Raw genomic sequence first — 16,177 nt, forward strand, 5'->3', positions numbered from 1 at the left:
AGAAACGGCTAAATCGAATACACGATTTACCCTGCCCGATCTACCATAACAAGTATAGCCGATCAGCCATTATAGGCAAAAAAAAGCCGCATATGAGCGGATGTTTTCTGCTCTTTGGGATGAATTAACAGACTTCCACATCTGTACGCAGATTTTGCTGCGTCTTTACATGTTGCCGATAGTGAATCACTATGTCAATATAATGATTCACTATTTTTATAATAATCTGTTTTAGTGAGGGATTTCTTTGGCACTTCTATTCTTTATGATTTTTTTGGTTTCAGTTATTGCAACCATCACTTTATTGGTCAAACCATCATTGTCTGCTGTACGTGGAAAATCTCCATTAAGTCGAGGCAAAATCAGTCTTTATGGAGTTGCTGTCAGTCTTTTTTCATTTGCTATGATTGGTGTTTTTGCTCCCCCTGCTGAACAAGGTACCAAAAAAAGTGTTGAAGAATCATTAGAAAAAACGAATACACCTAAGGCTGAAAAAGTACAACCAAAAATAGATAAAACACAGGCTGTAATTGACCAGGAAGCTGAAGATAATAAGCCACCGTTTGAACTGACCGATGACCCTAAGCAAAATGCAACCAATGCTCAAGCACATTATGAAAAATTGGCTGATGAAGATCGTCCTCACTTTAACTGGCCAAAAGTAGATTATACAAAGGCGGTTGCCAAAGTTGATTTACGTAACGATAAAGCCATTTTAAAAGCAGTTGGCAAGACAGTCGCTGACCAAGAGGAAGCAACCAACCAGAATGGCGAACCAATGCAAAGCTATTACTTCAGTAAGGATCTTGCCAATTATCTACAGGTTGATCTAAGCCGTGAATATGTTGATGTCGCTTGGGCATTTGATGCCAAAGATTCAGCTAAGGCGACTGCTGCATTTGAGGACGGCCAACGGATCACCAGGGCATTGTTAGGTGGCCAAGCTGGAAATGCTCTTTATGAAAATATTGCCAAAGGTGGCAAGGTGGATGAATTGCATCTGGAGAATGGTACCGTGATTAAAAATGCACGTTGTGGCCAATCGATGTGTCGTTATCAGGTCGAGAGAAACTGATGATAAAAGATGTCATTTATTTGTTTATTGATCTGTTTAAGCTGATTTTCCCTTTTTTCTTGAAAATAAACAAAGATATTGAAAATTATGGGAAATTAATTGAACTTGAAACAGATCTAGATAAAAAAGAAGAATTGAAAAGAAAGATAAAAGAGCTATATGTTCAAAAGATGACAAGATCATCGAAATTTGGTTATTTTTCAATGATGTTATTTAACAAAAAATATCCTAGAGCCAAGTTAGGGTCATATCACTTTAAATATATGTCTAAGCAGGAGGGTAGATTTTTAATTTTTGAATATGATCAAGATTTTAATGTCATAGGTATATACGGATGGCTTAACTATCAACAATTTAAAGTTCAATTTTTAAAAGCTGCAGCATTTCTTCTTGTTGGATATCTCTTTATGAATATCCCTAATATTTTGACGTTTACGCCATTGAATACACGCATAAAAGACATGGAAGACATACTTTATTTGTTACCGCATGGTTGTATCGTTATTGGTTTAATACTTCTGGTATTAGGCGTATTGCATTCACAAAAAGTAATCACTTATCAGTATTTAAAAGAACGTGGCGTAATAACTGTTTTACCTTATATTTAATTGTGCCCTTTTATAACCAGCAAGCCACATTTGGGGTACTTCAGCCCAACTTCTTAAACCATAGGGTTCTTGAACCCCATGATATGCATTCATAAATCGTTCCCGCCACCATGAATACATCCCTTCACTACAATATTTTGGGAAACCTGGTGGATTCATATCTGGACGAATATCCTGATAAAAGAGCTCAAATAATTGCTCGGGATTATTCATCATTATCACCCTCATCATTAGCTGCTTTAAGTTCCATTAATTCTTTTAAGGTAGGTAGATGTATCGAAGGATTTGGCGTGGCACTTGGTGAAATGGTATGGGTTATTTCAATATGCCCACCACAGGTAAAACCACAGTTCACATTGCTACATTGAAACCAGAGCGTTTTCAAAATTGCATGTTCTTCTCTACTGGACCGTATCGCTAAAGCAGAAACACAATGTGGACACTTAAATTGACGTTTTGAAGCCATGTTTTGCCCAATGGTTATAATTTTGTCCATTATAGTAAATATGAACAAATATTTGTACCGAATGATAATTTTTAATAGTATTAGCGTACTTTGTTGGAAGTAGCCAAAGTTATGAAAAACCTCAAATGCCAGTGCTGCTTAAAATTACTGGCGAAAACGGGAAACTTTGATCAAATAGAAATAAAGTGCCCGCGTTGTAAAACATTAAATAACTTCCAGAGCACCCCGAGTGCCTTACCTGAATGCCCAGAGCATCTCATCACACCAGGTAAGATCGATGAATCAAATCACTACTGTAACACCTCAATACAATCCTAAAGGCCGCAGCTTCAGTGGCTGGTTAGGCGGTAAATCTCAACTCGCACGAACTATTATAGAAACCATGCCAGCCCATATAACGTATGTGGAAGTTTTTGGTGGTGCTGGTTGGGTACTGTTTAAAAAGACCCCTTCACCTGTCGAAGTCATCAACGATATTAATGACGACTTAATTAATCTATACCGGGTGCTTAAATATCATTTTGAAGCGTTTCTTGATGAGTTTGAATTTCTACTCATGTCCCGAACTGTTTTTAATGATTTCAAGCAATCCGAAGCACGTGGACTAACCGATTTACAGCGTGCATCCCGTTTCTATTACATGCTTCGTGCTGCATTTGGATGTCAGTTAGATGGTTCCTTCAGTTATTCCAAAGATCGCGCTGCGCGTCTAAAACTAGGTGATGAATTGCGAGCTCACCTGAAGGGAATCCATGAACGTTTGCAAAAAGTGACTATCGAAAATTCTAACTATGATTACGTGTTGAAGCGTCTTGATGGTCCAGAGACTTTGTTCTATATCGATCCACCGTATTGGGATTGCGAGAATGTTTATGGCAAAGGTATCTGGTCAAAACAAGATTTTTATTTGCTGAAGGAGCAGCTGGACGGCATCAAAGGTAAATTTATTTTAAGTTTGAATGATGCACCTGAAGTGCGTGAGTTATTTAAAGACTACAAGATCCAGCATAAAAAGATTCGTTGGTCGGTCAACAATAAAGCTGCTCATGAAGAACATAATGGCAATGAGTTAATTATCACCAATTTTTAACGTAAACTAATCCCTCTTAGGAGGGATTTTTTTATGGCTGAAGAAAAATTAGAACAAGGTTGGATTCGGGTCCGTTTAACCGATAGTCAAAATGCTGATTTGCCTTGCTTAAAAGACCGAAAAGGCAATCTCGTCAAAGTATATGATTATGAAGGGACGGAACTAAAATTTAACACTGGTGCACGCTTTGTTGTTTGGCGTGGCCAACAATGGAAGTATTAATCCTTTTCATCTTGTAAGGCTTTATATTCACGATCCACAGCTACTGTAGCAGTTTGGCGATTTTTATACAGATAGGTTAAACGTTTAGGCGTTGATTGATCACCTTTGGTCACTGTTGCGGTTTTTTGGCCATCTTTGTAATAGGCCAAAATACCTGTATAGCCACCACGCTCATTATCGATAAGTTCTGACAAGCTATCCGTATCTGGCAAATAGACCTCAGCCTCGCATTTAGTTGTATATCCCCCACTCTCATTGTACTCATGAATGACTCGCGTTCCGAGCCACACGATGTCATCGATCAAAGCTTTAAACCCAATAAAGGATAATGGAGATTCAGGAATAAGTTCAGGCCTGCCATAGGCCAGTGTAAAACTGAAGGTCGCGGACTTACTTTTTATTTTGTTAAATTCAGCCTTGGCCACATGTTCTGCAGTTTGTTTGTCACGTTGAATATTACGTATTTCCCTGGTGTTTTCATCCGACATCCCTACCGTAACTTTTTGTCGTTTGGCATGGGTATTGTCATAGTAATAGGCCGTTACACCAGATACTTCATCTGCACCATCGGTATCAGAATATTGGTGCGAATCACCTTCCGATCTAGTAATAATGACTTCAGGTAAAGGATTGCCACTCATGGTTTTGCCTTCGCCCTTAGGCATAAATAACAGGTTGCCATTTTTCACCATCGCAATGGCATCATGCTCGTCGGCAATACGGGTAATCAAATTGGCATCTGATTCGTTTTGATCGATGTGGGGTAATTCAATTATTCCTAATGTCTCGTTTATGATTGGATTTAGACCGTGCTCGAGCGCGATTGTCTGGATAATATCTGCAATCGTTTTTTTATCAAAACTGCGTTCCTTTTTTTTCTTAAACGCTGTTTTTAGATCGGCAGCTTCAGCTCGTAAAGTGAGTATATCGGGTGCACCTTGATGACCTCGCTCTTTGACCAGGTATTTACCCTTATAAACAAGACCGGTATTGCTCCAGCCGATCCATGCTTCAATCTCAGCCCCTTTGGGCGGGATATCTAATAAACCATCATGATCGCTCAGTTCAATTTCGATGGAGTCTGTTTCAATGCCTCGATTGTCTGTGATGGCCATACGCATCAGTCGATCCTGAATCATGGTACCAATGTCGGTACCATTGACTAGCAAGCGGTAAATTGCATGGGGATAGCTATCATTGAATCCCTGCTCTACATCCGTGGCAATATTAGTTAAGGTTGATGCAATATTCATAAAATATTACCCAATACATTCCCAAGAACGTTCCCCACTAAAACCCCTGCAGTTGGGGTTTTCTTTAGTTTTAATGAAAACTCGATTTTGCGTGGCGTACCATCTTTAAAAAAATAGCTTTGGGTTTCATCAACACTATCAATCACCCAAAGGCCGTAAATCTTTCCATTTCCAGCAATCAATGGAAATGATTTACCTGTATCCCCCATAACACGTAAAGCGGTGATCGACATTTGAGAACCAAACTGGGGAACGATAGATCCATCCAAAGTCATCGTGTCTTCACCTTTACCCGTAAATTGATATGCTGGCATGCTGCCGACACGAGAATTGCTGACATGATTCCATGTGGTCGAACGTTGAAGGCTTTGATAAGTGGCTGTTGGTATAGAGAATACGAACATGCCGAGAATCATCATCATATTAATATTCCTGGTCTTTGAAGCTGCTACGAATACGTGCCTGTTTTTGACGATCACGACGATCTAGTACGTTTTCAATCATGGCCACAAGTTGCTGTAAATTTTGTCCTGGTGCAGCCGTAAGTTGGATTGTGATTTGATCACCTTCAATGACAAACTGCCCTGAACTACGCGTTGGGGAAATGGCTTGCACCGGTCTAACTTTATTTAGTGCTGGAGAGACATCAATTTTCGAAATTGCTTCGCTGGCCCGTGGGTTAAAAATGGTTAATGCATGCTGGAATTTTTCCTTCAGTGCTGGAAAGTTTTGATCCAATCCCATAGCAATGCCCGTCATGATATGGCCACCCAATCCCGCCATGACACGGGATGGACTATGAATGTCCATTTTTTTCTTCATAAAGTCGGGCATGTAGTTATTGATGTCGGTCCACGTACTTTTTAATTTTTGGAAACCTGACTTTACCCCATCAGTTAAGCCTTGAATAATGTTTGAGCCTAATGAAAGCATTTTGTTATATAGACCAGAAAGGTACGTAAAGACTGAATTAAAAGCACTTGTGATATATGGCAATGGCGAAATCAGCTTAAAAATATTGCATATACCTTGCCATGCGATGGACACAATATTCTTGGTATTGTTCCAAACTCCTGATATGAAATTTTTGACGCTATTAAAGTATGAACTTACAGTGTTTGATACCAGAACAAGATAAGAACTAAATGTTGTCGCAATGCCTTGCCAAATACCCGAAAAAAAGCCGCTAATTGAAGACCAGTTAGCAATAATTAATCTAGGAATCCCAATAAATGGCAATAGGAATGTGAGAATAGGATTCTCAGCAAAAGTTTGATCAATGCTTTGGACTATTCCTTTAATATATGAAATTCCCGATTCAAAACTTGATTTTACTTTGCCCCAAACTTCGCTGAAGAATCCTTTAATCGGTTCCCAATTTTTATAAATTAAGTATGCAGCTGTAGCAATCGCTGTGATAGCCAGCAATATTGGATTTGTAAGCAGTAGGCGTCCCACCCATAGAAAAATACGCCCCAAACCTAATATTGCTGATTTAACGAAGCCAAAAATTGAAGGGATCTTGCTAAATACGCGTCCTAATATGGTTCCACTTGTCGCTGTTGATGCCATCAGCAAGCGTAGGCTTAACATACTTAGGATGAGCGGAGAGAACACGACTAGCGCACCGCCGATCACAATCATACTTGCTGCAATACCAAGTAATCCGAGACCTAAGGCTTTGGCTAAAGTTGGGTTACGCTCCATCCAGCCAGTAAAACTTTCGAGTGCCCCTGTAGCAACCTGAAGAGCCTTTGTATAGATCGGCATGATGACTTGGCCAAAACGTAGATATGCGTCATTTAATTTGGCTTTGGTTTCGAGTTCTTCACCCGCAGCCGTGTTTTTTGCTTTGCCATAAAGTTGGTCAATATTGTCTGCACCGGCATTCATCTTTGCACTTTTGTTGATGATGTCTCGCTGAAGGTACATATCACCAAAAAGGTTGGATGCAGTACGGTTAGTGAAAATACTACCAATCGCATCGAGAATTTGCCCTTTCTCAGTGATGCCCTTTGATGCCAATTGTGGCAGTAGTACCTGTTCCATCCATGCAAATTGATCTTTCTTAAACAGATCTGCACCTTTGATCGCGCCAACATCCAAGAATGCTACCTGGCCAGCCTTATCATGCTTTAATTTGCTTGCATCTTCGATTAGACCTAAACGTTCCATATTATTGGCTGCACGTTTAGTGGTACGACCTTGATAGATATTCTGATATGCAGACATAGCTGCGGTACCATATCGAAAGCCACCCCATTCCTGAACGATAGACTCCATTTTGTAATAGAGAGCTTCGTCAGTTAATCCTTTGACCGCAATACCGCCTGTCTTGATCGCATTAAGCCATTCATTGCCTTGTACACGCCCACCAGTGGCCGTTATGACTTGTTGAATCTTATTCGCCTGGTCTTGGAAGGCTTTTTCACTTTTTAAGCCTCCACGTAGCTCTATGACTTTAAGCATGTCCATAAATGCCCGTTCGTTTTCTTCCCCTTTCTCATGGCCAAACATGGCTTGATTGGAAAACTTCATCTTGGCCAAGGTCGGTGCGACCATTTCGGCATGATGTAAATCTGAGAAAATTGTCATACCGTCACGGACTAATACGGCATTGTCATAAATGGATGTCCCGAAGGTGTCCATGCCTTCAGCAAATTTAATCGCCTGTTTACTGACTTGATCGCCTAAACCTAATGCATGAATACGATTGGCTTCCACATCATATCGTTTAGATTCGTTAATCGGCTTGCTCATCATGTACATGGCACCCGCACCCGCCATTGCTGCACCCATGCCATAGCCAGCTGCAGAACGTAGATGCCCCGACTGACGTTCATAATTTCGCTGCATTTGGGTCATACGCTGTAAACGTTGTTCTTGTTCACGCATGGATTGATTGGCTTGGCGCAATTGCGTTCTAAGTCTTTGTTGATGATCTGCCAGTCTATTTGTAGATAAACCAGCATTATTCATATCTGTACGCATGCGCTGAAGCTCGATGCGGTTTCGTTCATATTCTTGTTTTAGTTTACGAGCTTTGGCCACAGACTTATCAAAATCACGAGTGAGATCCGCAGAGGGGTTTGTCTTCATCTGCTGACGCAAGTTTTTAATATGATTTTGTAAATCTTGGAGGGCTTTAGCCTGGTCTTGAACGGCCTTTTTTTGTTTCTGGTAACCGTCTATTTTTTTCTGTTGTTCGTTAAGGGAGCGGATCTCATCTCTAGTCTTTTTTAATGCACGACTGGCAGCATTGCTGCTGCCTAAAATCGCTTTAAGGGCTGGACTTAACTTGTTTTTCCCTCCAAAAAGTACTTCCAATCTTAATTGCTTCATTCAGCATCTGCCCCATTTCTTTCTATTGCTTTTTGATGCCACTCCATTAATTCACTTAGTGACATAGTGTCGTAAGTCTGTGGTGTCCAGTTGAACACCACAGCGATATTGGCGATTGCGTCTTCTACTGTTGGAGTGCAATTTCCGCACGCACTGATTTCGGTTGCAAAAAAGTAATGATCGCTCCGCCCATTTGAATAATGTCCACTGGATCAATCACGTTATTGTTTAACTGGCTTGCAGTAATGGTTGGATTGGTACATAACGGCAATAAAGTACAGATGGAATTTACATCGCCATTTAGGATGTCAGCGATACGCACTTTTTTAAGCGCAGGAACAGACGGTTTACGGACTTCAACTTGCGTAATTGTCGTATCGCCTAATTTATAGGGGGTATCGAGGGTTACGACTTCGACATCTGGATTTTGAATAGTTTGTAAGTTGTCGAGTTGTTCTTGGGTTTGCATGGCAAATTCCTTAAATATAAAAATGAAATAAAAAAACCTTCAGCAGCACGTAGCTACTGAAGGGAGGAAAAATTAGTGACCAATGTTCGCTCGGTGTTTTTCAAGTAAATCAACACCGTTTACATTTTCGATCAGACCAGGGATATCGATCTCGACTTCAACTTTGCCATCGATGGTCAGCTTGTAATAAGACCAAATGGTTTTGATTGATTTTTCAGTATCGTCACCCGCTTTGGCGTTGCCGAAATCGATTTCTTCGTGACGGCCACGGACAACAACTTCGACTGCAGATGTTTCACCGGTGTCATCACGTTGATATGAGCCAGCAAAGCGTAAACCGATAGCTCCAACCGTAGCTGCACCGAATTGACGGATAACTAGAGGATCGATGCCTCCAAGCTTCCATGCCAATTCGGTAATATCATCCGCTAGGCCAGCATCCCATTTGATGTTGCCGTTCATGCCGCCACCGCGCCAATCTTCAAACTTACGTCCAAGCTTTGGCAGGGTCACTTCACCTGTCTGGCCAAGGTATGAATTACCTTCGTTAAACAGGTCCATTAATTTGAGTTTTTTAGGTAAAGCCATGTTCGTTCCTATTTATTTAGGCTGTCATACGCGATGCGAAATCAGCGAGATAGCGGTCTGTAATGCGTTGACGCAAAGTAAGATCTTCCAGTGGTGGTACTGGGGTATAGTCATAGTCGAGCATCAACTTCCCAGCTTTTAATGATTCTTTGCTGTTTAATGATGGGTCAAACCAACACTGGCCATCGATGATATAACCTTGCGTTCGGAGGTCACGGAATTTGGCATTGATACCTTCGACAATGTCTTTGGCCAAAGACGGATGCAGAGGTTTATCGACTGCCCACATGTGACCTTCAGCCATTGTTTCCGCCAAAACTTGCGCTGTCCGGGTGTAGTTTTCGAATGCGAATAACGGATCTGCTGAACAGGTACGTGAACCCCAAAAACGGAAGCCGTCACGTTGAATAAGCGTGGTAATTTCATTGGAGTTGAGATAACCAGCATCTGTATCCATTGACTGCAGCTGCCAGAACACATCCTTAGAAATGCCCGTTACTCCATTTACAGGGACGTTTGAAAGGGTTTTATGCCAGCCAGTTTCGTTGTCAATCTTGGCGCGTAAACCAAGTGCACGTGCGGTAGCTTCAAATGTTTTTGTTGACGATGTAACAGTGTCCCATCCCAAGAAATCTGGCCAAATGATCATGGTCTCGCGTGAACCAATTGCATCTCGATAGGCAGCTGCCTCTTCTTTGGTATCACTACCATTCGCACCCACGTAGTTAAATGCACGTAACTTTTCAGCGATGCCACCTAAAGCTGCAGTGACTGAAGCTGTATCAAGTCCTGGTGCACCCAAAATACGTGGTTTGACTTTCAAGTTCTGTTCAGCAGTAAGTAAGGCTTTCATACCTGTATATCGGCCATCTACTTGACCACCAATGACTGCCGTTGTTTGTTCTTCTTCAGTTGTTTTTTGCTCTACACGCACCACAACAACTAGCGCATTTGTTTGATCTGCAATAGCTTGCAGTGAACGTGCAAGAGTACCTTGAACACCCGCTTTTTCTACAGAACGCTGAACATCAGTTAGAAGTACTGCTTTATCTAAGGGGAATACCAATGGATCTGCATCCTGGCCAGTGGCTATTAAACCAATGACTGAAGTTGATACAGTCCGAATTGGACGGGTGCCTTCATTGAGTTCAATGACTCGTACACCATGAAAATATGAATCTGTAGCCATAAAAAAGCCTGTGATCTGTTGTTTTGTTTTCAGATCACAGGCTGACAAATCACACTGTTAATTTCATGTAGTGGGAGTTGTATATATCGCTTTTACAACTCTAACTATTAGGTGTGACAAGATTCATCACATCAGGATTATTTTGTAAAAACTCTGCAAGTTTTTGTTCTGGGGTCATTTCATTTGGCTTGTTTGGCTTCGTCACTAAATCCCATGAAGAGCCGTTGAAACGTGGCCATTTATCTTCGGGCCAATTTTCAGGTGGCTCGACTTCTGTACACCCCGCAGGAATTAAATAAACACCGTCTTCTAGAGGGGATGGATCAGCTGCAGTACGCCCTAAAAACAACCCAGCGCGGTCACATTGATATACGTTTTTTGAACTCATAACTCCACCTTAGTATTTAATACAGGCTAGGAATGCGATATTTCGCGGGCGGGTTTCATCACCGATCACACCTAATGCATTGGGTTTTGCATCATCATAATCTGTACCATCATTGGTATAGAAAAAACGGTTATCGTAATCCAGCCCCCCTTTTGTTCCCATTTTATCTAGTTTAATTGAACTGCCAAACGGCCAGAGTTGAGCTGGATATGCTTCACCCAATGATAAATGTTTATGTCTTTGTACCTGTTGGCTTTGACGTGTTCCTAATTCACGCCCCCAATCGACACCCCGTCCCTCATCTAAAGCTCGAATAAATTCACCACGGCAATCAGGAAGATTAAATGTAGAAACACCATCCCCTGCACCATAGGTTGTTCCAATCACAGAAAATAAATCAGGATATGCTGTCCGTGAGATAGCAGCTCCATTGGCTTTAATGGCTCTATATCCTGGTGGAATAGCAGATCCAGCAAAATAAAAAATTGTGCCTGGTGGAACAGTATTGGATAAAACCTCATCTTTACTGAATACATTTAAATTCTGTCGTGCTTCAGCCTTATTCGGCACATCAGCAAGATTTGCTGAATGAGCCAAAGGATAAGGGAATCCTCCAAGCGGCTCATTTTGAACACCAAGAATTTTCGCATTGGCTGGATAAGATTTACCTAAATTTATTTGAGTATCATTGGTAACGGTCCAACCTTCAGATCCAGCTCGATTGGGAATACGGATACCGTCAACATATACAGCTAAACCCGTGGTCGTAACAGTTGTAAAACTTACAGCCGTTTGACCTTCAGTTAATAGTTGCTGTTCCTCTACTGACCGAACAAATACATTGGTTGAACCAGGATCTGACCAGGTAAACGCACCATCGACATTAGACGTTTTTTTTAATACTTGGCCAGTAGTACCACCAGGGATTAAAAATGCTGGTGTTAATGTATTAATTACCCAGCTATGCGTAGCTTGCACCACATTGGGATCAATTCTTAATTCTACAGTATCCGCATTTGATACCATGAATGGGATACGGAAAACTGAGTCTGTAAATGCTCCTTCAGTTGCAGTTGGCTTATGTACATCAGGAAGATTCCCGACAATGATTAAATTTCCATTATTGTCAAAGATCCCAATTTCCCGCATCACAAAACTGCCCACAGTTACAGGAACAATTACTTCAGCAGTAAACAGGTTTTCATTTTCTGGATTTTGAAAAATACGATTTATTTGACCTCTATATTGTTCTCGAACCAAACTGAACATCGATTGATTAACATCAATGGGATAACCGCCTCCATCCCCCACCGCAAAATGTGTTAAGTGGATCTGGCTACCTGTAGCTTCAGCTTGTGCTAGTCGCTGAAGCCCAATTGTTGTATGAATTGATTTGTAGGTCATTATTAATATCTCAATTTTATTTAAATATTTATCAAAAGAAGCCTTTAGCCCGCGAAAATTGAAATTGAACACTAGCATTATGCATTTTGAATTCTGTCCCAGTGATAGGGAGAATTACCTTGTCATACTCTCCATGACAGTCATGCAAATTTCCACGATTGCGTGAACGATTTCCTGATTCAGAGATACCGACACGGCTACGGCCATAGCTTAATACAGCATTTGCAGATGCCGCTGATGAAATAGAAAGCCTCACAGTATCTTTAGACTGAACTGTTACACCAGTGATCAAATTCAATACGTTGTCCGTTTCGCCATCCCACAAATCAAAGCCAGAATTGACAATAGTTGGGCAAAGATATGTTGAGATTTGAAGCGGCTCAACTGGAACATGAAATTTCACATCAATGTATGTCGGCTGGAAATCTACAGAGATCGGTTCTAAAGGTCTCCATTTCTCATGCCCCATTTCTGTTTTATCAATCGCACGAGCCATATATCGACCCATCAACCATGAACCCTCACTGGTTAAATGAAGTAAATCTGATGAAAGTTCAAACATATAGCACGGTGCAAACATCACAAAGTTTTCATGCTGTCGACTTAGAAGCCATTGTGCGTATGCTATTTTCGGGATCGTAGTTCCGTATTTTCGACCTGTACTTGTCTGATACATATAAACATGTGGCTTGTGAATCTGCCCAAAAATTCGAGCAATTTCATCACAAAGGTCATCAAACAGTTTTGTCTGATACTGTGCATATGTATGCGTATCGTGAATAACGGCATTAAGAGGACTTTCGTTATTTTCACCCTGGACCCATGACAATGCATATACTGCTGCTGTTTTTCCTGCTGCTGATGCTGCAGTTTTGGCAGCAGTCAAAGTGTTTACTAAGATTTCAAAATGGTTTTCAGGTGCAACTGAACCTTTGCTTAGTTGTTCGATAGAACGTCCACCACGTCCACCAGAAATGGGCCAATATCTGAAATTATTAGCATCATAGCCTCGGTTTTCTGTATATAAACTTAATGCATTGGCACAGTTGAGAATTGGCGGCTCAAACATATTAACAGTCTGAAAAGTATCACGCGCAATCAATGGCACAATCGTAGAATCAAAGTTAGACTCGAAAGATCGACTATTCACCCCGCCTGCAAACATTACATTGCTAAAATCTTGTGTTTCACTGATTTTAGTTGTTGTGTTTTGACCAATACTTAATGATTGACCATATCCCACAATAATCCGATAGAACGCTTCAACAAGTCTGTTTAGCTTCATATCTTTCGCATTATTTGCAGTTACGCTATCTGTATATGCTTTTGCTTGAGCTACCGCAGTTGAAATGATTGCTGCTTTATCTGTTTCGTATAAAACTTTTCTCCATCCGCTAATTTGTTCTGTACCAGATGTTGGGGCATAAATAGCGTTATGGTATTCATCTCCATTGTCATAGACTTGATATTTCTGATATGTAAATACACCAGCTGCAAATACTTCTAACTTTCCAGCACGCGGTACTGGATAATTTGTCCCGTTTGCTGCCCAAACCCCCTGATTTTGATGCCAAATTCCTGTTGTACGATAAGAAAAAAGATTCATTGCATCAGGAATATACCCCATCCACTTTTTCAAATTGATAGAGTTAATATAATTTTTACTGGCTAAATCTAACCAAGGAAACCATGACGCTCCAATTTTTTGTCTTGATAAAAATCCGTATCGTGTAACATAAATATGAGTAATGTTATTACCGCTTCCAGTAACAATTAAGTCACCCTCCAAAGCTACTGGAACATTTTGCGAATTTTGCAAATCAGTTACAGATTTAAATGCAGTAATACCATCATTGATAAAATTATTAAAATCTACAACTCCGACAGAATCGGGCTTTCGCTGTAAAGTTTTCTTAATTTTGTCATCTATCTTTTGATCTACATACGTTTGACTTGTGAAAATTTGCCAATCGTACCAGGTTGCTCCGATCTTCTCACGAACTGCATAACCGACACGTGTATGATAACGTTGATATACGCTATTCAGCCCTTTTTTAATGCTCAGACGACCTTCATATGGGATTGGGATATTCTGAGAGTTTTGAATGGCTGTATAGTTAGTAAAATCAATTTCTTCCTGCTCTAAATAATTATTAAAATCTGCAGGTGTAGATATGCTTGTAAAAGCATTTATTTTACTATCTGTATAGTTTTTTGCCCTATCGAGATCAGATAAGCCAGAATCACTCCAAATACCAGAGATTGGGGTTGTACCTTCTGGGCTTGTTCTATTCCAGAACCATTCTTTTCTTGTATCTTGTGCTTTAGCTAATATTTTTAATTGTGGATGTTTTGAAGCGAGTAACTCCGCCTCAGTTTTAAATGGAATTGTACCATCAGCTGCTGCGCTAACAATTGAATCAACATACTCTATACTGGCCTTATTTTGATTTAAATAAGTAGTTCGATTGGTTAAAGCAATTGCTTGCTCATTCATATTGCCGCCAATACCACCAATTGCTAACTCATTCTTTTCAATCACTCTTATATTTGACCAAAGAGGGCTACCATTAATATTTGCCATTAAAGATTTACTCCGTTTAATTTTTTAGTGCCATCTAGTGACCATGTGCCATCGAGGTAAAGTCCCCCTGCACTTTTTGCAAAATCAAACTCATGCCCTGCACAAACGGCACTAGCTGTTTTGATGATTAAGTTGCTTTTAATCGTGACCGTTGTATCGACGAGCCGTGAACGTAGATTTTTGTTGTTGTGGATCACTTGCATCAGGTCTCGCATCTCATTGTTATTTAGACCTATTTGATCTACTTCGAGATGGACTTTAAATGTGTATGGATTGCCTGGTGGTTGCATGTTGAACCACTCTTGAACTGTGATTTTTAACCCGATTGAATCGAGTGCACGCTCAAGTGCCCCAATTGTTCCTTTATGACAATGGATAAAATAAGAGCTGGCGATCATTTGGCGTTTTTGCTGTTCAGACCAATCTTTTTGCCAATCGTCTACTGACTTTTCCCAAGCAAGCCAAGGCAAAACTGCTACAGGTGCTTGAAATGGCAAATTGAATAATCTTGCTGGGCATTTAACATCTGAAACACGGGCAAATGATGCGCTGAAAGTTCGTTCAAACTTGGTCGAATTTGGAGGCAGTAAATTTGACATCAGCGATCCTCCGCAAGAGATAAATTCATTGCAGAGCAATAGCCAGCTTGACCCACACCTATTGGAATATTATTTAGTGGTTGGTTTAGAGTGACTTTTTTTACACCGGCTTGATGCAAGGCATGATAAATACCTGAGAGAGTAACTTCTTCATTGAGAGCATGAATTTGATTGGTATATTCAGTTAGAGCTACAGCTGCATTTTCTAAAATTGTATTTGCATCAGGACCTGAAGCTGTTTCGAGAATGGCATCGATTTGGTAATACACTATGCTTGCTGAATAAACATTTACGTGATCAGTAAGCGGACGGATTTGTTTAGCATTTAGGGCTTTATCAACGATATTGAGTAATTCATCCGCAGCTGCACCGTCTCCTTCATGTGATAACAAATAGACACTAACCACCCCTTCAGAAGGACTAAACGCTTGCATATCTTTGATACGCACATCAGCATTCATTGTATGAAATTGATATGAACCTTCAGATCCTGCTGTCGTATAACCTTCTGGAGCTAATTGAATCCGTTTTCTTAAAGCTGTATCTGACTCATAAATTGCTGGAGTTGTTGCCGTAGCTGGAGTGACCACTCGTCGAACTAAATTACGTTCTGCTGCTTTGTTGTCTAAATCCTTTCCTTTTGCATAAGCCAAGAGCACAGCTAATGACGAATCATTCGCACGTTTGCGGACTAACATCTCTCGATATGCAAACACTTCAGCAAGTTTATAGGCTGGATCAGATTCAACTAAACGTGGGTAATCAATCTCGAGTTCTTCCATTTTTTTATGAAAATCGTCGAGTCCAGCTTTTAAAATGACCTCGTAATCTATTTGCTCAACAACTTCTGGTTCAGGAAGTAGCGACAAATCTATAGCTGAGATTGTATTAACCATATAA

The 16,177-nt window shown here is 40.5% G+C and carries 19 protein-coding genes; 5 read left to right on the top strand and 14 right to left on the bottom strand.

The features are described from left to right. Positions 1-247: 247 nt before the first annotated feature. Positions 248-1,075, top strand: a complete 828-nt coding sequence (locus WA352_RS12700) for a hypothetical protein (RefSeq protein WP_336142796.1) — start codon at positions 248-250, stop codon at positions 1,073-1,075. Further along, a complete protein-coding gene (locus WA352_RS12705) occupies positions 1,075-1,683 on the top strand; it encodes a hypothetical protein (RefSeq protein ID WP_336142797.1) in 609 nt (202 codons plus the stop codon). The genes WA352_RS12700 and WA352_RS12705 overlap by 1 nt, the downstream gene beginning before the upstream one ends. Here WA352_RS12705 and WA352_RS12710 read toward each other — a convergent pair. Together WA352_RS12710 and WA352_RS12715 are read right to left on the bottom strand one after the other, a co-directional pair. Beyond that, positions 1,669-1,899 (bottom strand): hypothetical protein, encoded by a 231-nt coding sequence (locus WA352_RS12710; RefSeq protein WP_336142798.1) that lies wholly within the window; start codon positions 1,897-1,899, stop codon positions 1,669-1,671. The two genes, WA352_RS12705 and WA352_RS12710, sit on opposite strands and share 15 nt — an antisense overlap. Further along, positions 1,889-2,149, bottom strand: coding sequence for an ogr/Delta-like zinc finger family protein (locus WA352_RS12715; RefSeq protein ID WP_336142800.1), 261 nt, complete (start codon positions 2,147-2,149; stop codon positions 1,889-1,891). Before WA352_RS12715 ends, WA352_RS12710 begins: the two co-directional genes overlap by 11 nt. Positions 2,150-2,260: 111 nt before the next feature. On the opposite strand from WA352_RS12715, the gene WA352_RS21850 reads away from it, so the two are divergent. From WA352_RS21850 to WA352_RS12725, 3 genes are read left to right on the top strand one after another with little or no spacing between them, the layout of a single operon-like run. Beyond that, positions 2,261-2,467, top strand: a complete 207-nt coding sequence (locus WA352_RS21850; protein WP_081401622.1) for a Com family DNA-binding transcriptional regulator — start codon at positions 2,261-2,263, stop codon at positions 2,465-2,467. Next, on the top strand, positions 2,427-3,239 hold the full coding sequence (locus tag WA352_RS12720; protein WP_336142801.1) for a DNA adenine methylase: 813 nt from the start codon (positions 2,427-2,429) through the stop codon (positions 3,237-3,239). The genes WA352_RS21850 and WA352_RS12720 overlap by 41 nt, the downstream gene beginning before the upstream one ends. 33 nt (positions 3,240-3,272) lie before the next feature. Next, a complete protein-coding gene (locus tag WA352_RS12725) occupies positions 3,273-3,461 on the top strand; it encodes a hypothetical protein (protein WP_336142803.1) in 189 nt (62 codons plus the stop codon). Here the strand turns inward: WA352_RS12725 and WA352_RS12730 are convergent. The 12 genes from WA352_RS12730 to WA352_RS12785 all read right to left on the bottom strand — a co-directional run bounded on the left by WA352_RS12730 (position 3,458) and on the right by WA352_RS12785 (position 16,173). Continuing rightward, a complete protein-coding gene (locus tag WA352_RS12730; RefSeq protein WP_336142804.1) occupies positions 3,458-4,714 on the bottom strand; it encodes a contractile injection system protein, VgrG/Pvc8 family in 1,257 nt (418 codons plus the stop codon). The genes WA352_RS12725 and WA352_RS12730 overlap by 4 nt on opposite strands. Next, positions 4,711-5,136, bottom strand: coding sequence for a phage tail protein (locus WA352_RS12735; RefSeq protein ID WP_336142807.1), 426 nt, complete (start codon positions 5,134-5,136; stop codon positions 4,711-4,713). Before WA352_RS12735 ends, WA352_RS12730 begins: the two co-directional genes overlap by 4 nt. Before the next feature lies 1 nt (position 5,137). After that, entirely contained in the window at positions 5,138-8,056 is a 2,919-nt protein-coding gene (locus tag WA352_RS12740) for a phage tail tape measure protein (protein ID WP_336142809.1), read from the bottom strand. After that, on the bottom strand, positions 8,053-8,214 hold the full coding sequence (locus WA352_RS12745) for a GpE family phage tail protein (protein ID WP_155762625.1): 162 nt from the start codon (positions 8,212-8,214) through the stop codon (positions 8,053-8,055). Before WA352_RS12745 ends, WA352_RS12740 begins: the two co-directional genes overlap by 4 nt. Beyond that, complete coding sequence (locus WA352_RS12750) at positions 8,181-8,525, bottom strand: phage tail assembly protein (RefSeq protein ID WP_336142810.1); 345 nt, start codon at positions 8,523-8,525, stop codon at positions 8,181-8,183. The genes WA352_RS12745 and WA352_RS12750 overlap by 34 nt, the downstream gene beginning before the upstream one ends. Positions 8,526-8,597: 72 nt before the next feature. Then, positions 8,598-9,113: a phage major tail tube protein gene (locus WA352_RS12755; protein ID WP_004804634.1), complete on the bottom strand. Its 516-nt coding sequence runs from the start codon at positions 9,111-9,113 to the stop codon at positions 8,598-8,600. A 16-nt stretch (positions 9,114-9,129) separates the two neighbouring features. Then, a complete protein-coding gene (locus WA352_RS12760; RefSeq protein WP_336142812.1) occupies positions 9,130-10,302 on the bottom strand; it encodes a phage tail sheath protein in 1,173 nt (390 codons plus the stop codon). Positions 10,303-10,402: 100 nt separating this feature from the next. Next, positions 10,403-10,690: a phage tail protein gene (locus tag WA352_RS12765; RefSeq protein ID WP_336142813.1), complete on the bottom strand. Its 288-nt coding sequence runs from the start codon at positions 10,688-10,690 to the stop codon at positions 10,403-10,405. Positions 10,691-10,699: 9 nt separating this feature from the next. Beyond that, positions 10,700-12,094, bottom strand: a complete 1,395-nt coding sequence (locus WA352_RS12770) for a phage tail-collar fiber domain-containing protein (RefSeq protein WP_336142815.1) — start codon at positions 12,092-12,094, stop codon at positions 10,700-10,702. A 31-nt stretch (positions 12,095-12,125) separates the two neighbouring features. After that, positions 12,126-14,678, bottom strand: coding sequence for a pyocin knob domain-containing protein (locus tag WA352_RS12775; RefSeq protein ID WP_336142817.1), 2,553 nt, complete (start codon positions 14,676-14,678; stop codon positions 12,126-12,128). Then, on the bottom strand, positions 14,678-15,277 hold the full coding sequence (locus tag WA352_RS12780; RefSeq protein ID WP_336142819.1) for a phage tail protein I: 600 nt from the start codon (positions 15,275-15,277) through the stop codon (positions 14,678-14,680). Before WA352_RS12780 ends, WA352_RS12775 begins: the two co-directional genes overlap by 1 nt. After that, positions 15,277-16,173, bottom strand: a complete 897-nt coding sequence (locus WA352_RS12785) for a baseplate assembly protein (RefSeq protein WP_336142821.1) — start codon at positions 16,171-16,173, stop codon at positions 15,277-15,279. The genes WA352_RS12780 and WA352_RS12785 overlap by 1 nt, the downstream gene beginning before the upstream one ends. Positions 16,174-16,177: the final 4 nt, after the last annotated feature.

The organism is Acinetobacter sp. 102 (genome assembly GCF_037028485.1).
GTDB classification, from domain to species: Bacteria; Pseudomonadota; Gammaproteobacteria; order Pseudomonadales; family Moraxellaceae; genus Acinetobacter; species Acinetobacter higginsii.

Bases quoted from the DNA above. Each gene is read 5' to 3' on its own strand.
- WA352_RS12770 (WP_336142815.1), bottom strand. From the start codon at position 12,094: ATGACCTACAAATCAATTCATACAACAATTGGGCTTCAGCGACTAGCA.
- WA352_RS12725 (WP_336142803.1), top strand. From the start codon at position 3,273: ATGGCTGAAGAAAAATTAGAACAAGGTTGGATTCGGGTCCGTTTAACC.
- WA352_RS12730 (WP_336142804.1), bottom strand. From the start codon at position 4,714: ATGAATATTGCATCAACCTTAACTAATATTGCCACGGATGTAGAGCAG.
- WA352_RS12780 (WP_336142819.1), bottom strand. From the start codon at position 15,277: ATGTCAAATTTACTGCCTCCAAATTCGACCAAGTTTGAACGAACTTTC.
- WA352_RS21850 (WP_081401622.1), top strand. From the start codon at position 2,261: ATGAAAAACCTCAAATGCCAGTGCTGCTTAAAATTACTGGCGAAAACG.
- WA352_RS12760 (WP_336142812.1), bottom strand. From the start codon at position 10,302: ATGGCTACAGATTCATATTTTCATGGTGTACGAGTCATTGAACTCAAT.
- WA352_RS12785 (WP_336142821.1), bottom strand. From the start codon at position 16,173: ATGGTTAATACAATCTCAGCTATAGATTTGTCGCTACTTCCTGAACCA.
- WA352_RS12705 (WP_336142797.1), top strand. From the start codon at position 1,075: ATGATAAAAGATGTCATTTATTTGTTTATTGATCTGTTTAAGCTGATT.
- WA352_RS12740 (WP_336142809.1), bottom strand. From the start codon at position 8,056: ATGAAGCAATTAAGATTGGAAGTACTTTTTGGAGGGAAAAACAAGTTA.
- WA352_RS12720 (WP_336142801.1), top strand. From the start codon at position 2,427: ATGAATCAAATCACTACTGTAACACCTCAATACAATCCTAAAGGCCGC.
- WA352_RS12765 (WP_336142813.1), bottom strand. From the start codon at position 10,690: ATGAGTTCAAAAAACGTATATCAATGTGACCGCGCTGGGTTGTTTTTA.
- WA352_RS12750 (WP_336142810.1), bottom strand. From the start codon at position 8,525: ATGCAAACCCAAGAACAACTCGACAACTTACAAACTATTCAAAATCCA.
- WA352_RS12710 (WP_336142798.1), bottom strand. From the start codon at position 1,899: ATGATGAATAATCCCGAGCAATTATTTGAGCTCTTTTATCAGGATATT.
- WA352_RS12755 (WP_004804634.1), bottom strand. From the start codon at position 9,113: ATGGCTTTACCTAAAAAACTCAAATTAATGGACCTGTTTAACGAAGGT.
- WA352_RS12775 (WP_336142817.1), bottom strand. From the start codon at position 14,678: ATGGCAAATATTAATGGTAGCCCTCTTTGGTCAAATATAAGAGTGATT.
- WA352_RS12735 (WP_336142807.1), bottom strand. From the start codon at position 5,136: ATGATGATGATTCTCGGCATGTTCGTATTCTCTATACCAACAGCCACT.
- WA352_RS12715 (WP_336142800.1), bottom strand. From the start codon at position 2,149: ATGGCTTCAAAACGTCAATTTAAGTGTCCACATTGTGTTTCTGCTTTA.